The 17190-nt window shown below is 65.5% G+C and carries 15 protein-coding genes; all 15 read left to right on the forward strand.

The window, feature by feature from the left end; all coding sequences use genetic code 11:
- The first annotated feature begins 8 nt into the window (after nucleotides 1–8).
- The 15 genes from QZ656_RS17345 to QZ656_RS17415 all read left to right on the forward strand — a co-directional run bounded on the left by QZ656_RS17345 (nucleotide 9) and on the right by QZ656_RS17415 (nucleotide 16656).
- Nucleotides 9–2555 carry a bifunctional diguanylate cyclase/phosphodiesterase gene (locus tag QZ656_RS17345; protein WP_291994571.1) on the forward strand — a complete coding sequence of 849 codons (2547 nt, stop codon included), beginning with the start codon at nucleotides 9–11 and terminating at the stop codon, nucleotides 2553–2555.
- Nucleotides 2556–2628: 73 nt separating this feature from the next.
- Nucleotides 2629–3666, forward strand: a complete 1038-nt coding sequence (locus QZ656_RS17350; protein WP_291994572.1) for a quinone-dependent dihydroorotate dehydrogenase — start codon at nucleotides 2629–2631, stop codon at nucleotides 3664–3666.
- 119 nt (nucleotides 3667–3785) lie between these two features.
- Nucleotides 3786–4370 (forward strand): electron transport complex subunit RsxA, encoded by a 585-nt coding sequence (rsxA, locus tag QZ656_RS17355; RefSeq protein WP_291994573.1) that lies wholly within the window; start codon nucleotides 3786–3788, stop codon nucleotides 4368–4370.
- Between the two features lie 13 nt (nucleotides 4371–4383).
- Nucleotides 4384–4926 (forward strand): electron transport complex subunit RsxB, encoded by a 543-nt coding sequence (rsxB, locus tag QZ656_RS17360; protein ID WP_291994574.1) that lies wholly within the window; start codon nucleotides 4384–4386, stop codon nucleotides 4924–4926.
- Nucleotides 4927–4936: 10 nt separating this feature from the next.
- Nucleotides 4937–6745 carry an electron transport complex subunit RsxC gene (gene rsxC, locus QZ656_RS17365; protein ID WP_291994575.1) on the forward strand — a complete coding sequence of 603 codons (1809 nt, stop codon included), beginning with the start codon at nucleotides 4937–4939 and terminating at the stop codon, nucleotides 6743–6745.
- Nucleotides 6745–7770: an RnfABCDGE type electron transport complex subunit D gene (locus QZ656_RS17370; RefSeq protein ID WP_291994576.1), complete on the forward strand. Its 1026-nt coding sequence runs from the start codon at nucleotides 6745–6747 to the stop codon at nucleotides 7768–7770. Before rsxC ends, QZ656_RS17370 begins: the two co-directional genes overlap by 1 nt.
- Nucleotides 7767–8438, forward strand: coding sequence for an electron transport complex subunit RsxG (gene rsxG, locus QZ656_RS17375; protein WP_291994577.1), 672 nt, complete (start codon nucleotides 7767–7769; stop codon nucleotides 8436–8438). Before QZ656_RS17370 ends, rsxG begins: the two co-directional genes overlap by 4 nt.
- The gene (locus tag QZ656_RS17380; RefSeq protein ID WP_291994701.1) at nucleotides 8438–9133 is read left to right on the forward strand and encodes an electron transport complex subunit E; all 696 of its coding nucleotides are present in this window, start codon (nucleotides 8438–8440) and stop codon (nucleotides 9131–9133) included. Before rsxG ends, QZ656_RS17380 begins: the two co-directional genes overlap by 1 nt.
- Nucleotides 9134–9147: 14 nt before the next feature.
- Complete coding sequence (gene nth / locus QZ656_RS17385) at nucleotides 9148–9801, forward strand: endonuclease III (protein ID WP_291994578.1); 654 nt, start codon at nucleotides 9148–9150, stop codon at nucleotides 9799–9801.
- Nucleotides 9798–10916, forward strand: a complete 1119-nt coding sequence (locus QZ656_RS17390) for an FIST C-terminal domain-containing protein (protein WP_291994579.1) — start codon at nucleotides 9798–9800, stop codon at nucleotides 10914–10916. Before nth ends, QZ656_RS17390 begins: the two co-directional genes overlap by 4 nt.
- Nucleotides 10897–11325, forward strand: coding sequence for a DUF1841 family protein (locus QZ656_RS17395; RefSeq protein ID WP_291994580.1), 429 nt, complete (start codon nucleotides 10897–10899; stop codon nucleotides 11323–11325). Before QZ656_RS17390 ends, QZ656_RS17395 begins: the two co-directional genes overlap by 20 nt.
- Nucleotides 11326–11424: 99 nt before the next feature.
- Complete coding sequence (locus QZ656_RS17400; protein ID WP_291994581.1) at nucleotides 11425–12267, forward strand: MoxR family ATPase; 843 nt, start codon at nucleotides 11425–11427, stop codon at nucleotides 12265–12267.
- Between the two features lie 35 nt (nucleotides 12268–12302).
- On the forward strand, nucleotides 12303–13472 hold the full coding sequence (locus QZ656_RS17405; RefSeq protein WP_291994582.1) for a VWA domain-containing protein: 1170 nt from the start codon (nucleotides 12303–12305) through the stop codon (nucleotides 13470–13472).
- Nucleotides 13473–13584: 112 nt separating this feature from the next.
- Nucleotides 13585–14934 (forward strand): ATP-binding protein, encoded by a 1350-nt coding sequence (locus QZ656_RS17410; RefSeq protein ID WP_291994583.1) that lies wholly within the window; start codon nucleotides 13585–13587, stop codon nucleotides 14932–14934.
- Nucleotides 14935–14955: 21 nt separating this feature from the next.
- Nucleotides 14956–16656, forward strand: coding sequence for a hypothetical protein (locus tag QZ656_RS17415; RefSeq protein ID WP_291994584.1), 1701 nt, complete (start codon nucleotides 14956–14958; stop codon nucleotides 16654–16656).
- Nucleotides 16657–17190 lie beyond the last annotated feature (534 nt).

Below are 17190 nucleotides of genomic sequence, written 5' to 3' on the forward strand. Positions count from 1 at the left end.
GGGTCTTGATGCCCTCTGTGCAAGTGCTTTCCGATCGTCCTGGTGGTGCTTTCGTGGACGCCGTCGTGCCGTCCGATTTTGCCCTCGCGGTGCAGCTTCATGGTGCGCTCGAGCGGCTCGACGACGAGCCGTCCGGCGAGGCGATCGCCGCGCTGTTTCGTCGGGCGATGGCCAGCGATGCCGCGTCTTTCGTGTTGGTCGAGCAAGCGGCCGGCGGCGGTGGCTTGTGGGCCGATCTGTTCGCCAGCGCCGCCGCGAGCAGCGGTCTGCTCTGTTGCCGAGCGACAATTGCAGGCCAGGATCTCGAACATCTCGTACTGCCGCTGTCGGGCGGCGGGGAAACGCTGGCTTTTGTCGGCGTCGGCCGGGTCAGCACGATTGGTGACGGCCTGCCGGCGTACGATCAGCCGGCTGTCCGTCGCTTTGTCGAGCTGAGTGCGTTGCTCGCCGGACTGCTGCTGGGCCGCCGCCGCCAGCAGCAGAGTGAGGCGGCGCTGGCGGTGAGCAGCGAGCACAGCGGTCGCCAGACACAGCTGCTCGAGCAGGTCCGTGACGCGCTGATCAGCATCGATCTCGACGGCTACATCGCGGGCTGGAACGACGCTGCCGAGCGTCTCTTCGGCTATGCCGCCGCGGAGGTTGTCGGCCAGCACCTGCGCATTCTGCAGGCCGATGCCAACGTCGAGTTGTTCAGCGCCGACGCCGAGAGGGCGGCCCGCGAGACGACGCTGAGATGGAAGAAGAAATCGGCGGAGACCTTCTGGGCCAGCGTATCGCTGGCCCTGGTGCGCAAGGAGAACGGTGCTCCCGATGCTTACGTCGGCAATGTGTGTGACCTGTCGACGCAGCTCGCGACCGAAGAAAAGCTGCGGCTCGACGCCAGGATCTTCGAACGCAACAACGAGGCTATTCTGGTGACCGACGTTGACGAGAGAATCATCTGGAGCAATCGTGCCTTCTCGCATATCACCGGTTACACCGCCACGGAAGTTCTTGGCCAGGCACCGGCGATGCTCTTCAAGCAGGCCGGCGAAAGCTGGCTGCGGCCGCTGATCTGCGACCAAATTGCCGGTGGCGGCGAGTGGCGTGGCGAGCTGCCGTTCAAGCGGAAGAACGGCGAGACCTTTCCTGGCGCGACGGCGATCGGCTCGGTCAGGGACGCCAACGGCAAGCTCCGCAACCACTTTTTCGTCTTTTCCGACCTCAGCGAACGCAAGGAAGCCGAGCAGAAGATCCATCGCCTGGCGTACTACGACGCGCTGACCGCGCTGCCCAACCGTTGCCTGTTCAAGTCGCTGCTTGAGCAGGCCTTGAGCGCTGCGCTGCGCAAACGAAGTCACGGCGCGCTGCTGTTTGTCGACCTGAACCGTTTCAAGCACATCAACGAATCGTTTGGCCATACGCCGGCCGACTCGATCCTCGAGGAAGTGGCGCGGCGTTTGTCGACGGCTCTGCGCGAAGAAGACATCGTCGCCCGGCTGGGTGGCGACGAGTTCGCCATTGCCCTGCCCGAGATCAGCCGTCGTGAACACGCCGGCAACGTCGCCAAGAAAGTCCTGGCCGCGGTCGCCCAACCGTTCTTTCTCGAAGGCCACGAGATCCTGCTGTCGGCGAGCATCGGCATCAGCATCTTCCCGGAAGACGGTCGCGATAGCGAGACGCTGCTGAAGAACGCCGACGTCGCCATGGTACGCGCCAAGAAGCGCGGTACCAGCTCGCACCTTTTTTATTCGCAGGAGATGAACCGGCGCTCGTTCGAGCAACTCAAGCTCGAAGGTGGTCTGCGGCGAGCGATCGGCCGCGGCGAGCTGCATCTGGTCTATCAGCCGCAGCTCGATCTGCTCAGCGGCCGGATTACCGGTGCCGAGGCCTTGTTGCGCCGGCAGCACCCGCAGGATGGCTTGATCCCGCCGGCCCTGTTCATCCCGGTCGCCGAGGAAACGGGCCTGATCAACCCGATCGGCGAATGGGTAATCAACGCCGCGTGTGCCCAGATCCGCGCCTGGATCGACCAGGGCCTGCCCTGCGTTCACGTCGCCGTCAACCTGTCGGCTCGCCAGTTCAGTGCTTCGCTGCCGAGGAAGGTTGTCGGGCTGATTGCTCGGCACGCGATTCCCCGTGCTTTCCTCGAACTCGAGATCACCGAGAGCATGCTGATGCACAGCGCCGACTCGGTGGTGGCGATGATGCGCGAGTTCGGCGACGCCGGCGTGCCAATGGCGCTCGACGACTTCGGTACCGGCTACTCGAGCCTGTCGTATCTCAAGCGCTTTCCGATCGACAATCTCAAGATCGATCAGTCCTTCGTTCGCGGCATTCCCGGCGACAAGGACGACTCGGCGATCGCCCGGGCGATCATCAGCATGGCCAAGAACCTCGGCCTGTCGGTGATTGCCGAAGGCGTCGAGACGGCTGCACAAATCGACTTCCTGCGCGATGCCGGATGCGAGGAGATGCAGGGCTACTACTTCAGCCGGCCACTGTCTGCCGACGCCTTCGCCGAGTTGCTGCTGCGCACCAACGGTCCCCAGCTGTCGAAATCCACCGGATCATGAAAGCGCTGACCGTCAGGTCGTCAGCGCAGCGGCTCGCCGAGCGCCGCAAGCGGCGATCCGGTAAAATGCGCCGATGATCTATCCGCTGCTTCGCAAGTTTTTCTTTGCCCTCGACGCCGAGTTGGCACACCGCATCGGCATGGCTGGTGTCGACCTGGTCAACGCCGCTGGCGTCTCGTGCCTGCTGGGGCCTGCTGTACCGCCGCAGCCGCTGCGCGTGATGGGGCTCGATTTCCCCAACCCGGTCGGCCTGGCTGCCGGCCTGGACAAGAACGGTGAGCACATCGATGCCCTCGCCGCTCTGGGTTTCGGATTCATCGAGGTCGGTACCGTCACGCCGCGCGCGCAGCCGGGCAACCCCAAGCCACGGCTCTTCCGCATCCCCGAAAAGCAGGCGATCATCAACCGCATGGGTTTCAACAACGATGGCGTCGAAAAGCTGCTGAGCAATATTGCGGCCGCCAGGTTTGCCCGCTGGGGCGGCATTCTGGGGATCAATATCGGCAAGAATTTCGATACGCCGATCGAGCAGGCGGCCAAGGACTACCTGTTCTGCCTTGATCGCGTCTATCTGGCGGCGAGCTACGTGGCGGTCAATATTTCCAGCCCGAACACCCGGAATCTGCGCGAATTGCAGCAGGACGACGCGCTTGACGCGCTGCTCGGCAGCCTGAAAGCCGCGCAGTCGCGGCTTGCCGACCAACACGGTCGCTACGTGCCACTGGCACTGAAAATCGCCCCCGACCTCGACGATCGGCAGATCCAGGCGATCGCCGACCTGCTCAGGCAGCACCGCATGGACGGTGTCATCGCCACCAACACGACGCTCGCGCGCAGCGCTGTCGAGGGCTTGCGCAACGCCGACCAGGCGGGTGGTCTGTCGGGCGCGCCGGTCCTGGCGATGTCCACGGCGGTGGTCGGCAAGCTGGCCGCGGCGCTGGCTGGCGAAGTGCCGATCATCGCGGTCGGCGGCATCATGAACGGCGCCGACGCGGCCGCGAAGATCCTTGCCGGCGCCAGCCTGGTGCAGTTCTACACGGGTTTCATTTATCGCGGGCCGGAACTCGTTGCCGAGGCGGCGGCGGCAATCGCGGCGCTGCGCGCCACCTGATTCCGGAAGGCCTCGCTGGACAAGCGGCAAGGCGCTATTACCAACATGGTTGAAGCCACACACTTGACACGAGATAATCGCGGCGCCTCGGAACGGGCTGCCTACGGCTTAAGAAAACCATGACTCACTACCTGTTCATCATCGTCGGCGCGGTCCTCGTCAATAACGTCGTGCTGGTCAAGATCCTCGGCCTGTGCCCGTTCATGGGCGTCTCCAGGAAACTGGAGACGGCCTTTGGTATGGGCGCGGCGACGACTTTCGTGCTGACCGTCGCCACCGGCGCCAGCTACGTCATCGACCACTACCTGTTGATGCCTTTCGGGCTCGAATACCTGCGGACGCTGTCGTTCATCGTCACCATCGCGGCCATCGTCCAGATGACCGAGATGGTGATCCAGAAGACCAGCCCCTTGCTGCATCAGGTACTGGGTATCTATCTGCCGCTGATCACCACCAATTGTGCGGTCCTCGGCGTGCCGCTGCTGAATATTGCCAACCAGCACGATTTCGTCGAGTCGCTGCTGTTCGGCGCCGGCAGTGCGGTCGGTTTTTCGCTGGTTCTGGTGCTCTTTGCCGGCATCCGCGAACGTGTCGAGGGTGCCGACGTGCCCGTTTATTTTCGCGGCACGGCGATCGCCATGGTCACCGCCGGCTTGATGAGCCTGGCCTTCATGGGCTTCGCCGGCCTCGACCGTTACCAATGAGCGGCGCGCCCCGATGATTCTAACCATCGCCATCATGGCGCTGGGCGCGCTGGTCCTCGGTGCCGCGCTCGGTTATGCGTCGATCAAGTTCAAGGTCGAAGGCGACCCGCTGGTCGACAAGATCGAGGCGATCCTGCCGCAGACGCAGTGCGGCCAGTGTGGCTACCCGGGCTGCAAACCGTACGCGACGGCGATTTCGGCCGGCGAAGCCGACATCAACCTGTGCCCGCCGGGCGGCATGGATGGCGTCCGCAAGCTGGCCGACCTGCTCGGCCGCGAAGTCAAGCCGCTGGAAGCCGAGGAGACGCCGAAGCAGGTGGCGATCATCGACGAACAGACGTGCATCGGCTGCACGCTGTGCATCCAGGCTTGTCCGGTAGACGCCATCGTCGGCGCCGCCAAACAGATGCACACCATCGTCGAGCCGCTGTGCACGGGTTGCGAGCTGTGCGTCAAACCTTGCCCGGTCGAGTGCATCACCATGGAGCCGATCACCGAGAACCTCGATAACTGGAAGTGGAAGTACCCGGTGATCGAAATCAAGCGTGCCGCCTGAGGCGACCGGAATGCTGCAGCGATTGTTCCACTTCAAGGGCGGTGTCAAACCACAGACGCACAAGGCGCCGTCGGTGCAGCAGCCGATTGGCCAGGCGCCATTACCTGCTCGCCTGTACGTGCCTCTGCATCAGAGTATCGGTGGCGTCCCGAATCCACTGGTCGAAGTCGGCGAGCACGTCGCCAAGGGGCAGCTGATCGGCGGCGCCGACGGCTGGCTGTCGGCGGCCGTGCATGCCTCGACTTCGGGCACCGTGCTGGCCATCGAGGAGCACCTCGCCGCGCACCCGTCGGGCCTGCCGACACTGACCGTCGTCATCGAGCCCGACGGCCGCGACGAGTGGCTTGCCCGGACGCCGGTGGACTACCGTGCGCTGCCGCCCGAGCGCGTCCGCGAACTGCTGCGCGACGCCGGCGTCGTCGGCCTTGGCGGGGCCGTCTTCCCGAGCCACGCCAAACTCACCGCCGCCGCTGCGGTGCCGGTGGACGAGCTGGTGATCAACGGCGCCGAGTGCGAGCCGTACATGAGCTGCGACGACATGCTGATGCGCGAACGTGGCGAAGAGATCGTTCGCGGCATCGCCATTTTCCGTGACCTGCTGGCCGCTCGGCGGGTGCTGATCGGCATCGAGGACAACAAACCGGAAGCCGTCGCGGCGATGCAGCAAGCGGTGCAGCGACTCGGCGACGATTATCGCGTCGTCGCCGTCCCGACGCGCTACCCGGCGGGCGGCGCCAAGCAGCTGATCCGCGTGTTGACCGGCAAGGAAGTGCCGGCCAGCAAGCGCTCGACCGACCTTGGCGTGCAGTGCTTCAACGTCGCCACGGCGTACACCGCCTGGCGTGCGCTGGCCTGCGGTGAGCCGGTGATCTCGCGCATCGTCACGCTCGCCGGCAATCTCGAACAGCCGCGCAACTGGGAAGTGCGACTCGGTACGCCCTTGCGCGATCTGCTGGCGCTCGGCAAGCCGAAGGCCGACAGCAGCCGCTATCTGATGGGCGGGCCGATGATGGGCTTCGAGATCCCCAGTCTCGACGCGCCGGTGGTCAAGGCGACCAACTGCGTGATCGCCGCGTCGCCGACGATGTTTCCGCCGAATCCGCCCGAGATGCCGTGCATCCGTTGCGGCGCCTGTGCCGACGTTTGTCCGCACGAGCTGCAACCCTTCGAGCTGTACTGGTTCGCACGCGCGCGCAATTTCGGCAAGACGCAGGAGTACCACATCTTCGACTGCATCGAGTGTGGTTGCTGCAGCTACGTGTGCCCCTCGCACATCCCGCTGGTGCAGTACTTCCGCTTCGCCAAGAGCGAAATCTGGTCGCGCGAGCGCGAGAAGAACGCCGCCGACGCGGCCAAGGCGCGTTTCGAATTGCGTAACGCGCGCGAAGAGCGCGAACTCGCCGAGAAAGCCGAACGCCTGGCCCGCGCTGCGGCCGCCAGGGCCGCCGAGAAGAAGGTCGCGAGCGTCGCCGAAGTTACTACCGCCGCTGCCGCCGAAGCTACGCCGGCGACTGCCGCGACAACGACCACCGAGCCGGCGGCGGCAGCGCCGACGGTCGACCGCGCCGCGCTGGCGACGGCCCCCGAGCCGCCGCTAGTGGCGCCAGCAGCAGACGCCCAAGCGCTCAAGAAGGCGACCATCGTCGCGGCCATGGAGCGTGCGCGCGCACAGCGCGAGGCCGTGCAACCGAAAAATACCGAGCAGTTTTCGGCCGAGCAGAAGCGACAACTGGCCGCCGTCGAAGTGCGGAGGGCGGCGCTGCAGGCCGAGCAGGCCGTGTCGCCAGCGACCGCGACGCCGGAACGGAGCGCTGACTGATGGAGTTCATCAGTACGCCGCCCTTTCTGCTGCTCGAGCGCAGCAGCGTGCGCCGTGTCATGTTGCAGGTACTGCTGGCCCTGTTGCCCGGTATTGCCGCCTACGTCTGGCTGATCGGACCGGCAATTGTCGTCCAGTTGGCGATTGCCACGCTGGCGGCCGTGCTCGGTGAAGCGCTGATGCTCGCCTTGCGGCGCAAGCCGTTGGCGCTGTTCCTCAGCGATGGTAGCGCGATCGTCAGCGCCTGGCTGATCGCTCTGAGCTTTCCGCCGCTGGCACCGTGGTGGCTGATCGTCGTCGGGACGCTGCTGGCGATCGTCGTCGCCAAGCATCTCTACGGTGGTCTCGGCCAGAATCCGTTCAATCCGGCGATGGTCGCTTTCTCCGCGTGCATCGTTTCCTTTCCGGCGCTGATGTCGCAGTGGCCGGCGCTTGGCCTGCAGCTGAGCTTCGGCGAGCAGTTCCAGCTCATTGCCGGCCTCCTTCCACGGATCGACGCGATGAGCGGCGCGACGCCGCTCGATGCGCTGAAGACCGCGCTGAAGCTCGGCGACGGCCAGGTTGACGTGCCGACGCTGCTGGCGACGCAGGACGTTTTCGGCCACTTCGCCGGTCGTGGCTGGGAGTGGGTCGCCGGCGGCTACCTGCTCGGCGGTCTGTGGATGTGGCAGCGCAAGCTGATCACCTGGCACGCGCCGTTCGGCTTCCTGGCCGGGCTGTCCTTGCTGGCGGCGGCGCTGTGGGCCTGGAATCCGCAGCAGTTTGCCGATCCGCTGTTCCATCTGTTGTCGGGTGGCGCGATGCTCGGCGCCTTCTTCATCGTCACCGACCCGGTTTCCGGCTGTACGACGCCGCGCGGCAAGTTGATCTTCGGCTTGCTGGCCGGTGTGCTGGCCTACATCATCCGCGTCTTTGGCGGCTTTCCCGACGGTGTTGCTTTCGCCGTATTGCTGATGAACCTCTGCGTGCCGCTGATCGACATGTACTCGCAGCCGCCAATTTTCGGCCTGAAGGACGCGCCGTGACGCCAACCGTCAAGCCGATCAGCGCGCCAAAAATGGCGCTGCGCACGGCGATCGTCCTGTTCGTCTTCGTCGTCGCCTTCACCGGCGTTCTCGCCGCCGCGTATCAGTGGACGCAGCCGGCGATCGCCGAAGCCGCGGCGGCCGAGAAAATGAAGTTGATCGGCGAGGTGCTGCCGCCACAGTTGTACGACAACGATCTGCTGAGCGACAGCCGGCAGCTGCCGGCCAGCGCCGCACTCGGAACCGACGAAGCGTCGAGCGCCTATCTGGCGCGCAAGAACGGTGTCGCCAGCGCGCTGGTCTTCGAAGCCGTCGCCCCCGATGGCTATTCCGGCAAGATTCGCCTGTTGATTGCCGTCGCTGCCGACGGTATGGTACTCGGCGTGCGCGTCACCCAGCACAAGGAAACGCCGGGTCTTGGTGACTACGTCGACCCGCGCAAGGACAAGAGCAAGGAGCACCCGTGGATAGCGCAGTTCGACGGGCTGTCGCTGGCCAGCGTGCCTGCGCGCGACTGGCGCGTCAGGAAAGACCAGGGGCGTTTTGATTCGCTGGCCGGCGCGACGGTCAGTCCGCGCGCGGTGATCAAGGCCGTCCATAAGGCGCTGCTGTACGTCGACGAGAACCACCAACAACTCTTTGCAGCGCCTTCGGGAGGAAGCCAGTGATCAGCCGAGAACAATTCCGCGAGATCATGGACAATGGCATTTGGCACCAGAACTCGAGCCTGATCCAGATCCTCGGTCTGTGTCCGCTGCTGGCGGTGACCACCACGCTGGTCAATGGCGTCATGCTGTCGCTGGCGACGATCATCGTCATGGCCGTGGCCAACGTCGCCGTCGCGACGCTGCGCAATCTGATTCCGCACGAGATTCGCATCCCGGTCTTCATCCTGATCGTCGCCGCGCTGGTGACCGTCGTCGATCTGGTGTTCAACGCCTACTTCCACGAGCTCTATCTGGTCCTTGGCATCTTCATTCCGCTGATCGTCACCAACTGCATCGTGCTGGCGCGCGTGGAAGCTTTCGCCAACAAGAATCCACCCCTGCAGTCGCTGCTCGACGGCGTCTTCACGGGCGTCGGCCTGTTGTGGACGCTGGCCTTGCTCGGCGGCCTGCGCGAGTTGATCGGCGCCGGTACGCTGTTCTCGGGGATCGACATGGTCTTTCCGGCGCTGCACGGGCTGCAGCTCTTGCCGGCCGACTATCCTGGCCTGCTGCTGGCGATCCTGCCACCCGGCGCGTTCATCCTGCTCGGTTGCCTGATCGCCTGGAAAAACTGGGTCGAAGCGCGCGCCGTCGCGCGCCGCCCGGACTCCGGAGCCGATCATGCGCTGCCGGTGGCGCTGGCCGACGGCGCTTGAGCGATGGTCGAGTGATGAACGCCAAGCAGACCCGGGAGCTGTTCGAGCGGCTGCGCGCGGTCAATCCGCAACCGACGACCGAGCTCGAGTACGCCAGCGACTTTCAGCTACTGATCGCGGTCATCCTGTCGGCGCAGGCGACCGACAAGAGCGTCAACCTGGCGACCCGAAAATTGTTCGCCGACGCGCCGACGCCACAGGCGATGCTGGCGCTCGGCGAAGCGGCCCTCAGCGACACCATCAACGGCATCGGCCTGTACCGGACCAAGGCCAGGAACGTCATCGCTACCTGCCGGCAGTTGCTGGAACAGCACGGGGGTGAGGTGCCTGGCACGCGGGCGGCGCTCGAAGCGCTGCCCGGGGTTGGCCGCAAGACCGCCAACGTGGTTCTCAACACCGCTTTCGGCGAGCCGACGATCGCCGTCGATACGCACATCTTCCGCGTCGCCAGGCGAAGCGGCCTGGCCGTCGGCAAGACGCCGCTGGCGGTTGAGCTCGAGCTGCTGAAAGTCGTTCCCGAAGAGTTCCGGCAGTCGGCGCATCACTGGCTGATCCTGCACGGGCGCTACGTCTGCATGGCGCGCAAGCCGGAGTGCTGGCGGTGTCCGATCGACGACCTCTGCGCGTATCCCGAGAAGTCCGTGCCTTTTGGCTTGATGCCCGGATGAGCATCGCCAGCGCGCTGGCCGCGGGCCATGACCCGCAGCCGGCGGTGGCCGTCGAGGCGCTGGCACGGGCTCTGGAAAAAGCCGGTGTTGACCGCGCCGCGGGCGTGTTGCTGCTTCTGACGGACGATTTTTCCCGCTGTGCGCAGGCGACGGTCAGCGCCGTCGCGCGGGCAGCGCAGTGCACCGAGGTCGCTGGCAGCCTGGCCGCCGGCGTTTTCACCGACAGTGGCTGGCTGATCGATCGTCCGGCAGCGGCGGTGATGGTTTTTGCCGGCGGCGTCTCGTTGGCGCATCGGCCCGCCAGCGCTGCTGGCGACGAAGGCGAAGCGGCTGACGAGCGCGACGAAGCGCTCTTGAGCTACACCGGCAGCCACTGGCCGCACGCCTGGGGCGCTTCGCCGACGCGCCGTTTCGGCGGCAGCTTTGCCGGCAAGGTCGCTTGCAGCGACCCCGTCGCCTGGCAGCACGGTCGCTTGGCCAGGCAGTGCAGTCTGCGGCTGCGCGGCGCGCACGTCGATGTCGGCGTGTCCAGCGGTTGGCGCGTGCAGGCCAGCCCGCGGCGTATCGACAGCAGCCGCGGCCGTGAGCTGTTTAGGGTCGGTGGCGCGAGTGCGCTTGACAGTTTGCGCCGCGCCTTGCCGGCCGACTATCGTGCGCAGGCGCGGCTGCCGTTGGCCTCGCTGTGTGCCGTGCTGGGCGACGCGCGGGCGGCCGCTGACGGCTGGCGCACGCTGGCGATCATCGCCGCCCATGCCGACCAGTCGCTGACGCTGGCCGAAGAAGTGACGCCGGGGCAGCATGTGGCGTGGGCGATACGCCAGCCACAAGCGGCCGCCGACGACATGCGCCAGCTGCTTGCCCGTCTGGCCGGTGTCGCCGGCGACCCCCTGGCGGCCATCGTCTTCTCGTGCATCGGTCGCGGCCCCTGTTTCCACGGCGGCCCGGATCGCGAGCTCGAGTGTCTGCGCGAGCGTTTTCCCGGCCTGCCCTTGATCGGCAGTTATGGCACCGGGCAGATCGCTCCGGGCCTGGACGGTGGTTGTCGTCTGCTGCACAACGCTGTGGTCAGTGCTTTGATCAGCCCCCGGAGGAGCGATGTTCAATCCCAGTCGTGAGCAGGTCCGGCAGTTCTTCTGCGAGGCCTGGCGCAAGCATCGCGAGCGTTCGATTCTCGAAGGCGCCGAGGTGGTCGCCGCCGATCTGATCGGCGAACACCCCGAGTACCATGCACTGCTCGAGAACCCCGCGCTGGCGGTGGAGCAGGAGTTCGCTCCCGAAAGCGGCCAGATGAATCCCTTTCTGCACCTTTCGCTGCATCTGGCCGTCGCCGAGCAGATCAGCATCGACCAGCCGCAGGGAATTCGTACCGCCTACCAGGCGCTACGCGCGCGCCTCGACGTTCATGACGCCGAACACGCGATCCTCGAGTGCCTTGGCGAGGCGCTGTGGCGTTCGCAGCGCGATGGCAGCGCGATCGATGGCGTCGCTTACCTTGACTGCGTGCGGCGCGCGGCCGGCGCTTGAGTCGCTGACGGCGCTTGGTGGTGATTGGCGGCGTGTCCTGGCGGCAGCTTTGCGGGTAGAATCAACTGCTCGCTGTGCCAGGAATACAAGGGATACGCCATGCGCTTTGCCGGCTCTGAAACCTACGTTACCACCGCTGATCTGACCCTGGCGGTCAACGCCGCCGTCACCCTGCAGCGGCCCTTGCTGATCAAGGGCGAGCCCGGTACCGGTAAGACCATGCTCGCCGAGGAGGTCGCTGCCTCGCTCGGGCTGCCGCTGTTCCAGTGGCACATCAAGTCGACGACCAAGGCGCAGCAGGGTTTGTATGAATACGACGCGGTGTCGCGGCTGCGTGATTCGCAGCTCGGCGAGGCGAAGGTCGCCGACATCGGCAGCTACATCGTCAAGGGCGTCCTGTGGCAGGCCTTCGAATGCGAAACGCCGTCGGTAGTGCTGATCGACGAGATCGACAAGGCCGACATCGAATTCCCGAATGATTTGTTGCGCGAACTCGACCGCATGGAGTTTTTCGTTTACGAGACGCGCCAGAACGTTCGCGCTCGTCACCGGCCGGCGGTGTTCATCACCTCGAACAACGAGAAGGAGCTGCCCGACGCGTTTCTGCGCCGTTGTTTCTTTCACTACATCAAGTTTCCCGACAAGGAAACGATGACGCGCATCGTCGACGTCCATTTCCCGGGGCTCAAGCCGGCCTTGCTGCGCGAGGCGCTGGAAGTATTCTTCGAACTGCGTGAAATCCCCGGCCTGAAGAAGAAGCCCTCGACGTCGGAACTGCTCGACTGGTTGAAGCTGCTGCTCGCCGAGGACATCCCGCCGGAAGCGCTGCGCAGCAAAGACCACAAGACGGCCATTCCGCCCATGCACGGTGCGCTGCTGAAGAACGAACAGGACGTGCATCTCTTCGAGCGGCTGATCTTCATGGCGCGCCAGAATCGCTGAGCGCTGATGCGCGCTGCGAACAGGCGCTATCGACTATGCTGATCGATTTCTTTCTCCATCTCAAGGCGAACAAGCTGCCGGTGTCGATCAAGGAGTTTCTGGCCTTGCTCGAGGGCTTGCAGAAGCACGTCATCGAACACAGCCTCGACGACTTCTACCGTCTTTCGCGCGCCATCCTGGTCAAGGACGAGACGCACTTCGACAAGTTTGACCGCGCTTTCGGCGAGTACTTCAAGGGCGTCGAAGCGCTGCCGGGGATGGACGCGCTGATTCCCGAAGAGTGGTTGCGGCAGGCGGTGAAAAAACATCTCACCGACGCCGAGCGCGCCAAGCTCGAAAAACTCGGCTGGGACAAGCTGATGGAAACCTTCAAGCAGCGTCTCGCCGAGCAGAAGGAGCGCCATTCGGGCGGCAGCAAGTGGATCGGCAGCGGCGGCAGCTCGCCCTTCGGCCACGGCGGCACGCATCCCGAGGGCATCCGCGTCGGCGGCAAGAGCGAGAATCGCTCGGCGGTCAAGGTCTGGGAGAAGCGCGAGTATCGCAACCTCGACGACAGCGTCGAGCTCGGCACGCGCAATATCAAAATCGCCTTGCGCCGGCTGCGCCGCTTTGCCCGCCAGGGGGCGGCCGAGGAGCTCGACCTCGAAGGGACCATCGCCGGCACCGCGCGCAATGCCGGCTGGCTCGACCTGCAGCTGCGCCCCGAGCGCCACAACGCCGTCAAGGTGCTGCTTTTTCTCGACATCGGCGGCTCGATGGATGACCACGTCCGCGTCTGCGAGGAGCTGTTCTCGGCGTGTCACAGCGAGTTCAAGCACCTCGAGTACTACTACTTCCACAACTGCGTCTACGAATACCTGTGGCAGGACAACCGCCGCCGTCACAGCGAACGCATCGACACCCACGACGTGCTGCACAAGTACGGCAACGACTACAAGCTGATCTTCGTCGGCGACGCGGCGATGAGCCCCTACGAGCTGCTGCAGCCCTGGGGCAGCGTCGAGTACAACAACGCCGAGCCCGGCGCCACCTGGTTGCGGCGGCTGACCGGCACCTGGCCGCACGCGATCTGGCTCAACCCCGAGTCCGAACACGCCTGGCAGTACCGGCAATCGACTTCGCTGATCCACAACCTGATGGGCGGGCGGATGTTCCCGCTGACGCTCGACGGGCTGGCGCGCGGGATGCGGCTGCTCAGCAAGTAGGTGTCGCGGCGCTGGCAACCGCCGCCGCTTGACAGTGCCGGGGACGCTGCAGATACTCGTCGGCAGCCTTTGCCGTTCCCGGTTTCGTCCACTTTCATTTCTCCCGATCGCCATGACCTATCGTCCGCCCGCCAACATTCTCGAAGTACTGCAAAAGATCGAGTACGAAGAGGCGCTGCCGGCTGGCGACCCGCGCTTCGTCGAGACACAGGAAGCGCGTGGCAGCGAGCGAACGTTTTCGCGACTGGCGCGCAAGTTCGGCTGGGACCCGGTCAGCGACGCCTTTTTCCCGCCGAACGAGAAACATGCCTTGTTCTTCGGCCATATCGGCAGCGGCAAGACCACTGAACTGCGGCGCTACGCCGAACGCCTGAACGCTTCGCGGCGCTATTACGTCGTCGAGGTCGACGTGCTGCTGAAGCTCGACCGCAACAACCTGCAGTATTCCGAAGCCTTGATGGCGATGGCCGAGACGCTGCTCGAGCGCCTTCTCGGCGACGGCTATGCGCTGGACGACGACGCCTTGTGGCCGGTACGCGAGTGGTTCGAGACCGCCATCACGACACGTTCGACGCAACGCGAAGCGAGCGCCGAGATCAAGGCCGGCGCGCAAGCCGGTGGTGGTCTGCCCGGGCTGGTCAAGCTCTTCGCCAGCTTCACCGCGGCAGTGAAGACCGGCGCCAGCCAGAAGGACGAATGGCGGCAGCAGATCCGCAATCGGTTCACGACGCTGGCTGCCGCCTTCAGCCAGCTGATCCGTGCCGCCGAGGCCGAACTGCAAGCGCACGGTCGCGCCGAACGCGTCTTCTTCCTGGTGGACGGCACGGACAAGATGCGTGGCGAGGATACCCGGCAGTTCTTCGTTCTCGACGCCGAACAGCTGCTGGCGATCCAGACGCTGGCGATCTACACCGCGCCCTTGCACCTCAAGTTTGGTGGTCTGCTGGGTGGCAAGCTCGACGCCGACATGGTGCTGCCGATGATCAAGCTGCACGAGCGCGACGGCAGCCGCTGCCAAGCCGGCTGGACGGCGCTGACCCGTCTGCTGCTGCTACGCGCCGATCGCTGCCTGTTTGCCGCCGACGCCGAAATCGAGCAACTGGCCGAGCACAGCGGAGGTCATCCGCGCGAGCTGCTGCGGTTGCTGCGCCTGTGCTGCGAGGTCGCCGACGACCTGATCGACGGGGCTGTCGTGCAGCGCGCGATCGCTCAGCTGGCGGCCGATTACCGCTACTTCCTCAGGCCCAGCGACTACGCGCTGCTGGTGGCCGTCGACGCCAACCCGGCGCAAGGCGGCAACGACGAAGCAGCGCAGGATCTGTTGCACCGTCTGGCCTTGATGCAGTACAACGACGGCCGCTGGCGGCGCAGCCATCCCGTGGTACGGACGCTGGAAGGCTACCAGATCGCCGCCGCGGCATTGCCGGCAGCGGCCGTCGAACCCGCCGTGCCGCCGGGCTGAGCCGCCGCTGGCGCTGCGCCGATGGCCGCTTCCAGTTTCGAGATAGAACGTCTGCGGCTGCAGGCGGCCGGCAGCTTGCCGGCACAGTGCTTTGACGACTTTCAGCGCCTGTCGCGAACGCTGCTGCACGGACCTACCTTCCAGTGGCTGCTGGTCGACGCGCCGCACGAACTGCTGCGCAAGCAGGTAATGGCTGCGCTCGACGACGTCCTGCAGGCGGCCGGCCTGGCGGTCAACCGCCTGCCGCTCGGACGCCGCGTCGCCGACGTCGCGACGCTCGAGAAGAGGCTGCTCAAGAGCGCCGGCAGCGCGGCGGTGGTGCATGTCATCGGTCGCCCCGGCTGGTTCGACGCCGCCCACTGGGACGCTTTCAACGTCCGCCGCGAGCGCATCGCCGCCGAAGTCCGCGCCCGGCTGGTGTTCTGGCTCGACGCCGAAGCGATCGCCCTGGCGTCACGCGCCGCTCCGGACATCTGGGCCTGGCGCGGCGGCGTGTATGCCTTCGCTCCGCTCGCCGCCACGGAGTACGACCGCATGGAAGGGCCGGGTGGCGCCTTGCCCTTTGTGCGCTTCCAGTACCGGCATGGTCTCGACGTCCGTTCGATGAGCCAGCGTCGTCGGCGTATCGGCGAAATCCAGGCCTGGCTCGAAAGTCACCCGTCAGCGCCCGACGACCTCTTGGTCGCGCCACTCAACGAACTGGGCCGACTGCTCTACGACCTCGGCGATTACGATGCCGCGCTGACGCATTGGCGTGAGCGCGAGTTGCCGCTGCACCTGCTGCGCGGTTACGAACGTGGGGTGGCGGTGACGCAAGGCAGGATAGCCGACGTGCTACAGGCGCGAGGGCAGTTGGACGAGGCGCTGCGTATTCGCCGCGAGGAACAGCTGCCGGTCTACGAGCGCCTGGGCGATCTACGCGCACGGGCGGTGACGCAAGGCAGGATAGCCGACGTGCTGCAGGCGCAAGGGCAGTTGGAAGAGACGCTGCGCATCCGCCTTGAGGAAGAGCTGCCGGTCTACGAGCGCCTGGGCGACGTGCGTGCGCGAGCGTTGACGCAAGGCAAGGTAGCCGACGTGCTGCAGGTGCGGGGTCAGTTGGACGAGGCGCTGCGCATGCGCCGCGACGAAGAACTGCCGGTCTACGAGCGCCTGGGCGATGTTCGCTCGGTAGCGGCAACGCAAGGCAAGATAGCCGACGTTCTGGAGATGCGGGGGCAGTTGAACGAGGCGCTGCGCATCCGCCGCGAGGAAGAGCTTCCGGTCTACGAGCGCCTGGGCGATGTGCGCGAGAGGGCGGTAACGCAAGGCAAGATAGCCGACGTTCTGCAGGAGCGGGGGCAGCTCGATGAGGCGCTGCGCATCCGCCGCGAGGAACAGCTGCCGGTGTTCGAGCGCCTGGGCGATGTGCGCGGGCAGGCAGTGACGCAAGGCAGGATTGCTGACGTGCTGGAGATGCGGGGGCAGTTGGACGAGGCGCTGCGCATCCGCCGCGAGGAAGAGCTGCCGGTCTACGAGCGTCTGGGCGATGTGCGCGAGAGGGCGGTGGCGTGCTCGAAAATCGCACTGCAGCTATTGAGCCGCAGCGACAGTGAGTCGTTAGCCGAAGCGAGCAAGCTCCTTGAAGCGGCCTACGCCGACCTGTCGCGTATGGGCCTGCCGGAGGCGCAGGTGCTGGCAGAGCAAATGCGCGAGCGAGGATTGATCGTCCCTTCGACCTGAGGGTCGCTGAATCGTAGCAAGCAGGCGGCGGCGGTGCCCGCGTCGCGGCCGCTCGGGAGAGTGCTCGCCGCGGGCGGTGAAAAAACCCGCACCGCCACTTTCCCCCAGTGCCTGATCGACGCCGGTATGCGCGAGACGTGGCTCAAGCCCGGATCCGAACACGCTTGGCCGTACCGGCACCCCGCCGATCGACAAGCAGGTCGCCGCTCGAATCTGTTACCCGCTGCCGAGCCGCTTCTCGCAGCGGCGGCGGCCCCGCGAAGCCTCGGCCTGCCAATCTGCTTGCCGATGCGCCGTACCACGCTCCGCCGGGAATCCTCTCGATTTCATGCTAAGTGCATTTTCAGCGGTTCTGGAATGGTGAAAACGTGGACTCGAATGGGCAGCCTTCTTGCGACCTTGCGACGACGTGCCAGCGTCATTATATATGGCAAAGATGCGACGAATTGCACGCCCCCGTCAAATTCTGGGGAACGCTTCGTAACTCCATGAGATAAGGGATTTACTTGACTGTAGTGACGATAAAAAAAGTTC

Source organism: Candidatus Accumulibacter sp. ACC003 (assembly GCF_907163085.1).
Taxonomy (GTDB): Bacteria; Pseudomonadota; Gammaproteobacteria; order Burkholderiales; family Rhodocyclaceae; genus Accumulibacter.

Coding starts and splice junctions, on each gene's coding strand:
- QZ656_RS17345 (WP_291994571.1), top strand. CDS start 9: ATGCCCTCTGTGCAAGTGCTTTCCGATCGTCCTGGTGGTGCTTTCGTG.
- QZ656_RS17350 (WP_291994572.1), top strand. CDS start 2,629: ATGATCTATCCGCTGCTTCGCAAGTTTTTCTTTGCCCTCGACGCCGAG.
- rsxA (WP_291994573.1), top strand. CDS start 3,786: ATGACTCACTACCTGTTCATCATCGTCGGCGCGGTCCTCGTCAATAAC.
- rsxB (WP_291994574.1), top strand. CDS start 4,384: ATGATTCTAACCATCGCCATCATGGCGCTGGGCGCGCTGGTCCTCGGT.
- rsxC (WP_291994575.1), top strand. CDS start 4,937: ATGCTGCAGCGATTGTTCCACTTCAAGGGCGGTGTCAAACCACAGACG.
- QZ656_RS17370 (WP_291994576.1), top strand. CDS start 6,745: ATGGAGTTCATCAGTACGCCGCCCTTTCTGCTGCTCGAGCGCAGCAGC.
- nth (WP_291994578.1), top strand. CDS start 9,148: ATGAACGCCAAGCAGACCCGGGAGCTGTTCGAGCGGCTGCGCGCGGTC.
- QZ656_RS17390 (WP_291994579.1), top strand. CDS start 9,798: ATGAGCATCGCCAGCGCGCTGGCCGCGGGCCATGACCCGCAGCCGGCG.
- QZ656_RS17395 (WP_291994580.1), top strand. CDS start 10,897: ATGTTCAATCCCAGTCGTGAGCAGGTCCGGCAGTTCTTCTGCGAGGCC.
- QZ656_RS17400 (WP_291994581.1), top strand. CDS start 11,425: ATGCGCTTTGCCGGCTCTGAAACCTACGTTACCACCGCTGATCTGACC.
- QZ656_RS17405 (WP_291994582.1), top strand. CDS start 12,303: ATGCTGATCGATTTCTTTCTCCATCTCAAGGCGAACAAGCTGCCGGTG.
- QZ656_RS17410 (WP_291994583.1), top strand. CDS start 13,585: ATGACCTATCGTCCGCCCGCCAACATTCTCGAAGTACTGCAAAAGATC.
- QZ656_RS17415 (WP_291994584.1), top strand. CDS start 14,956: ATGGCCGCTTCCAGTTTCGAGATAGAACGTCTGCGGCTGCAGGCGGCC.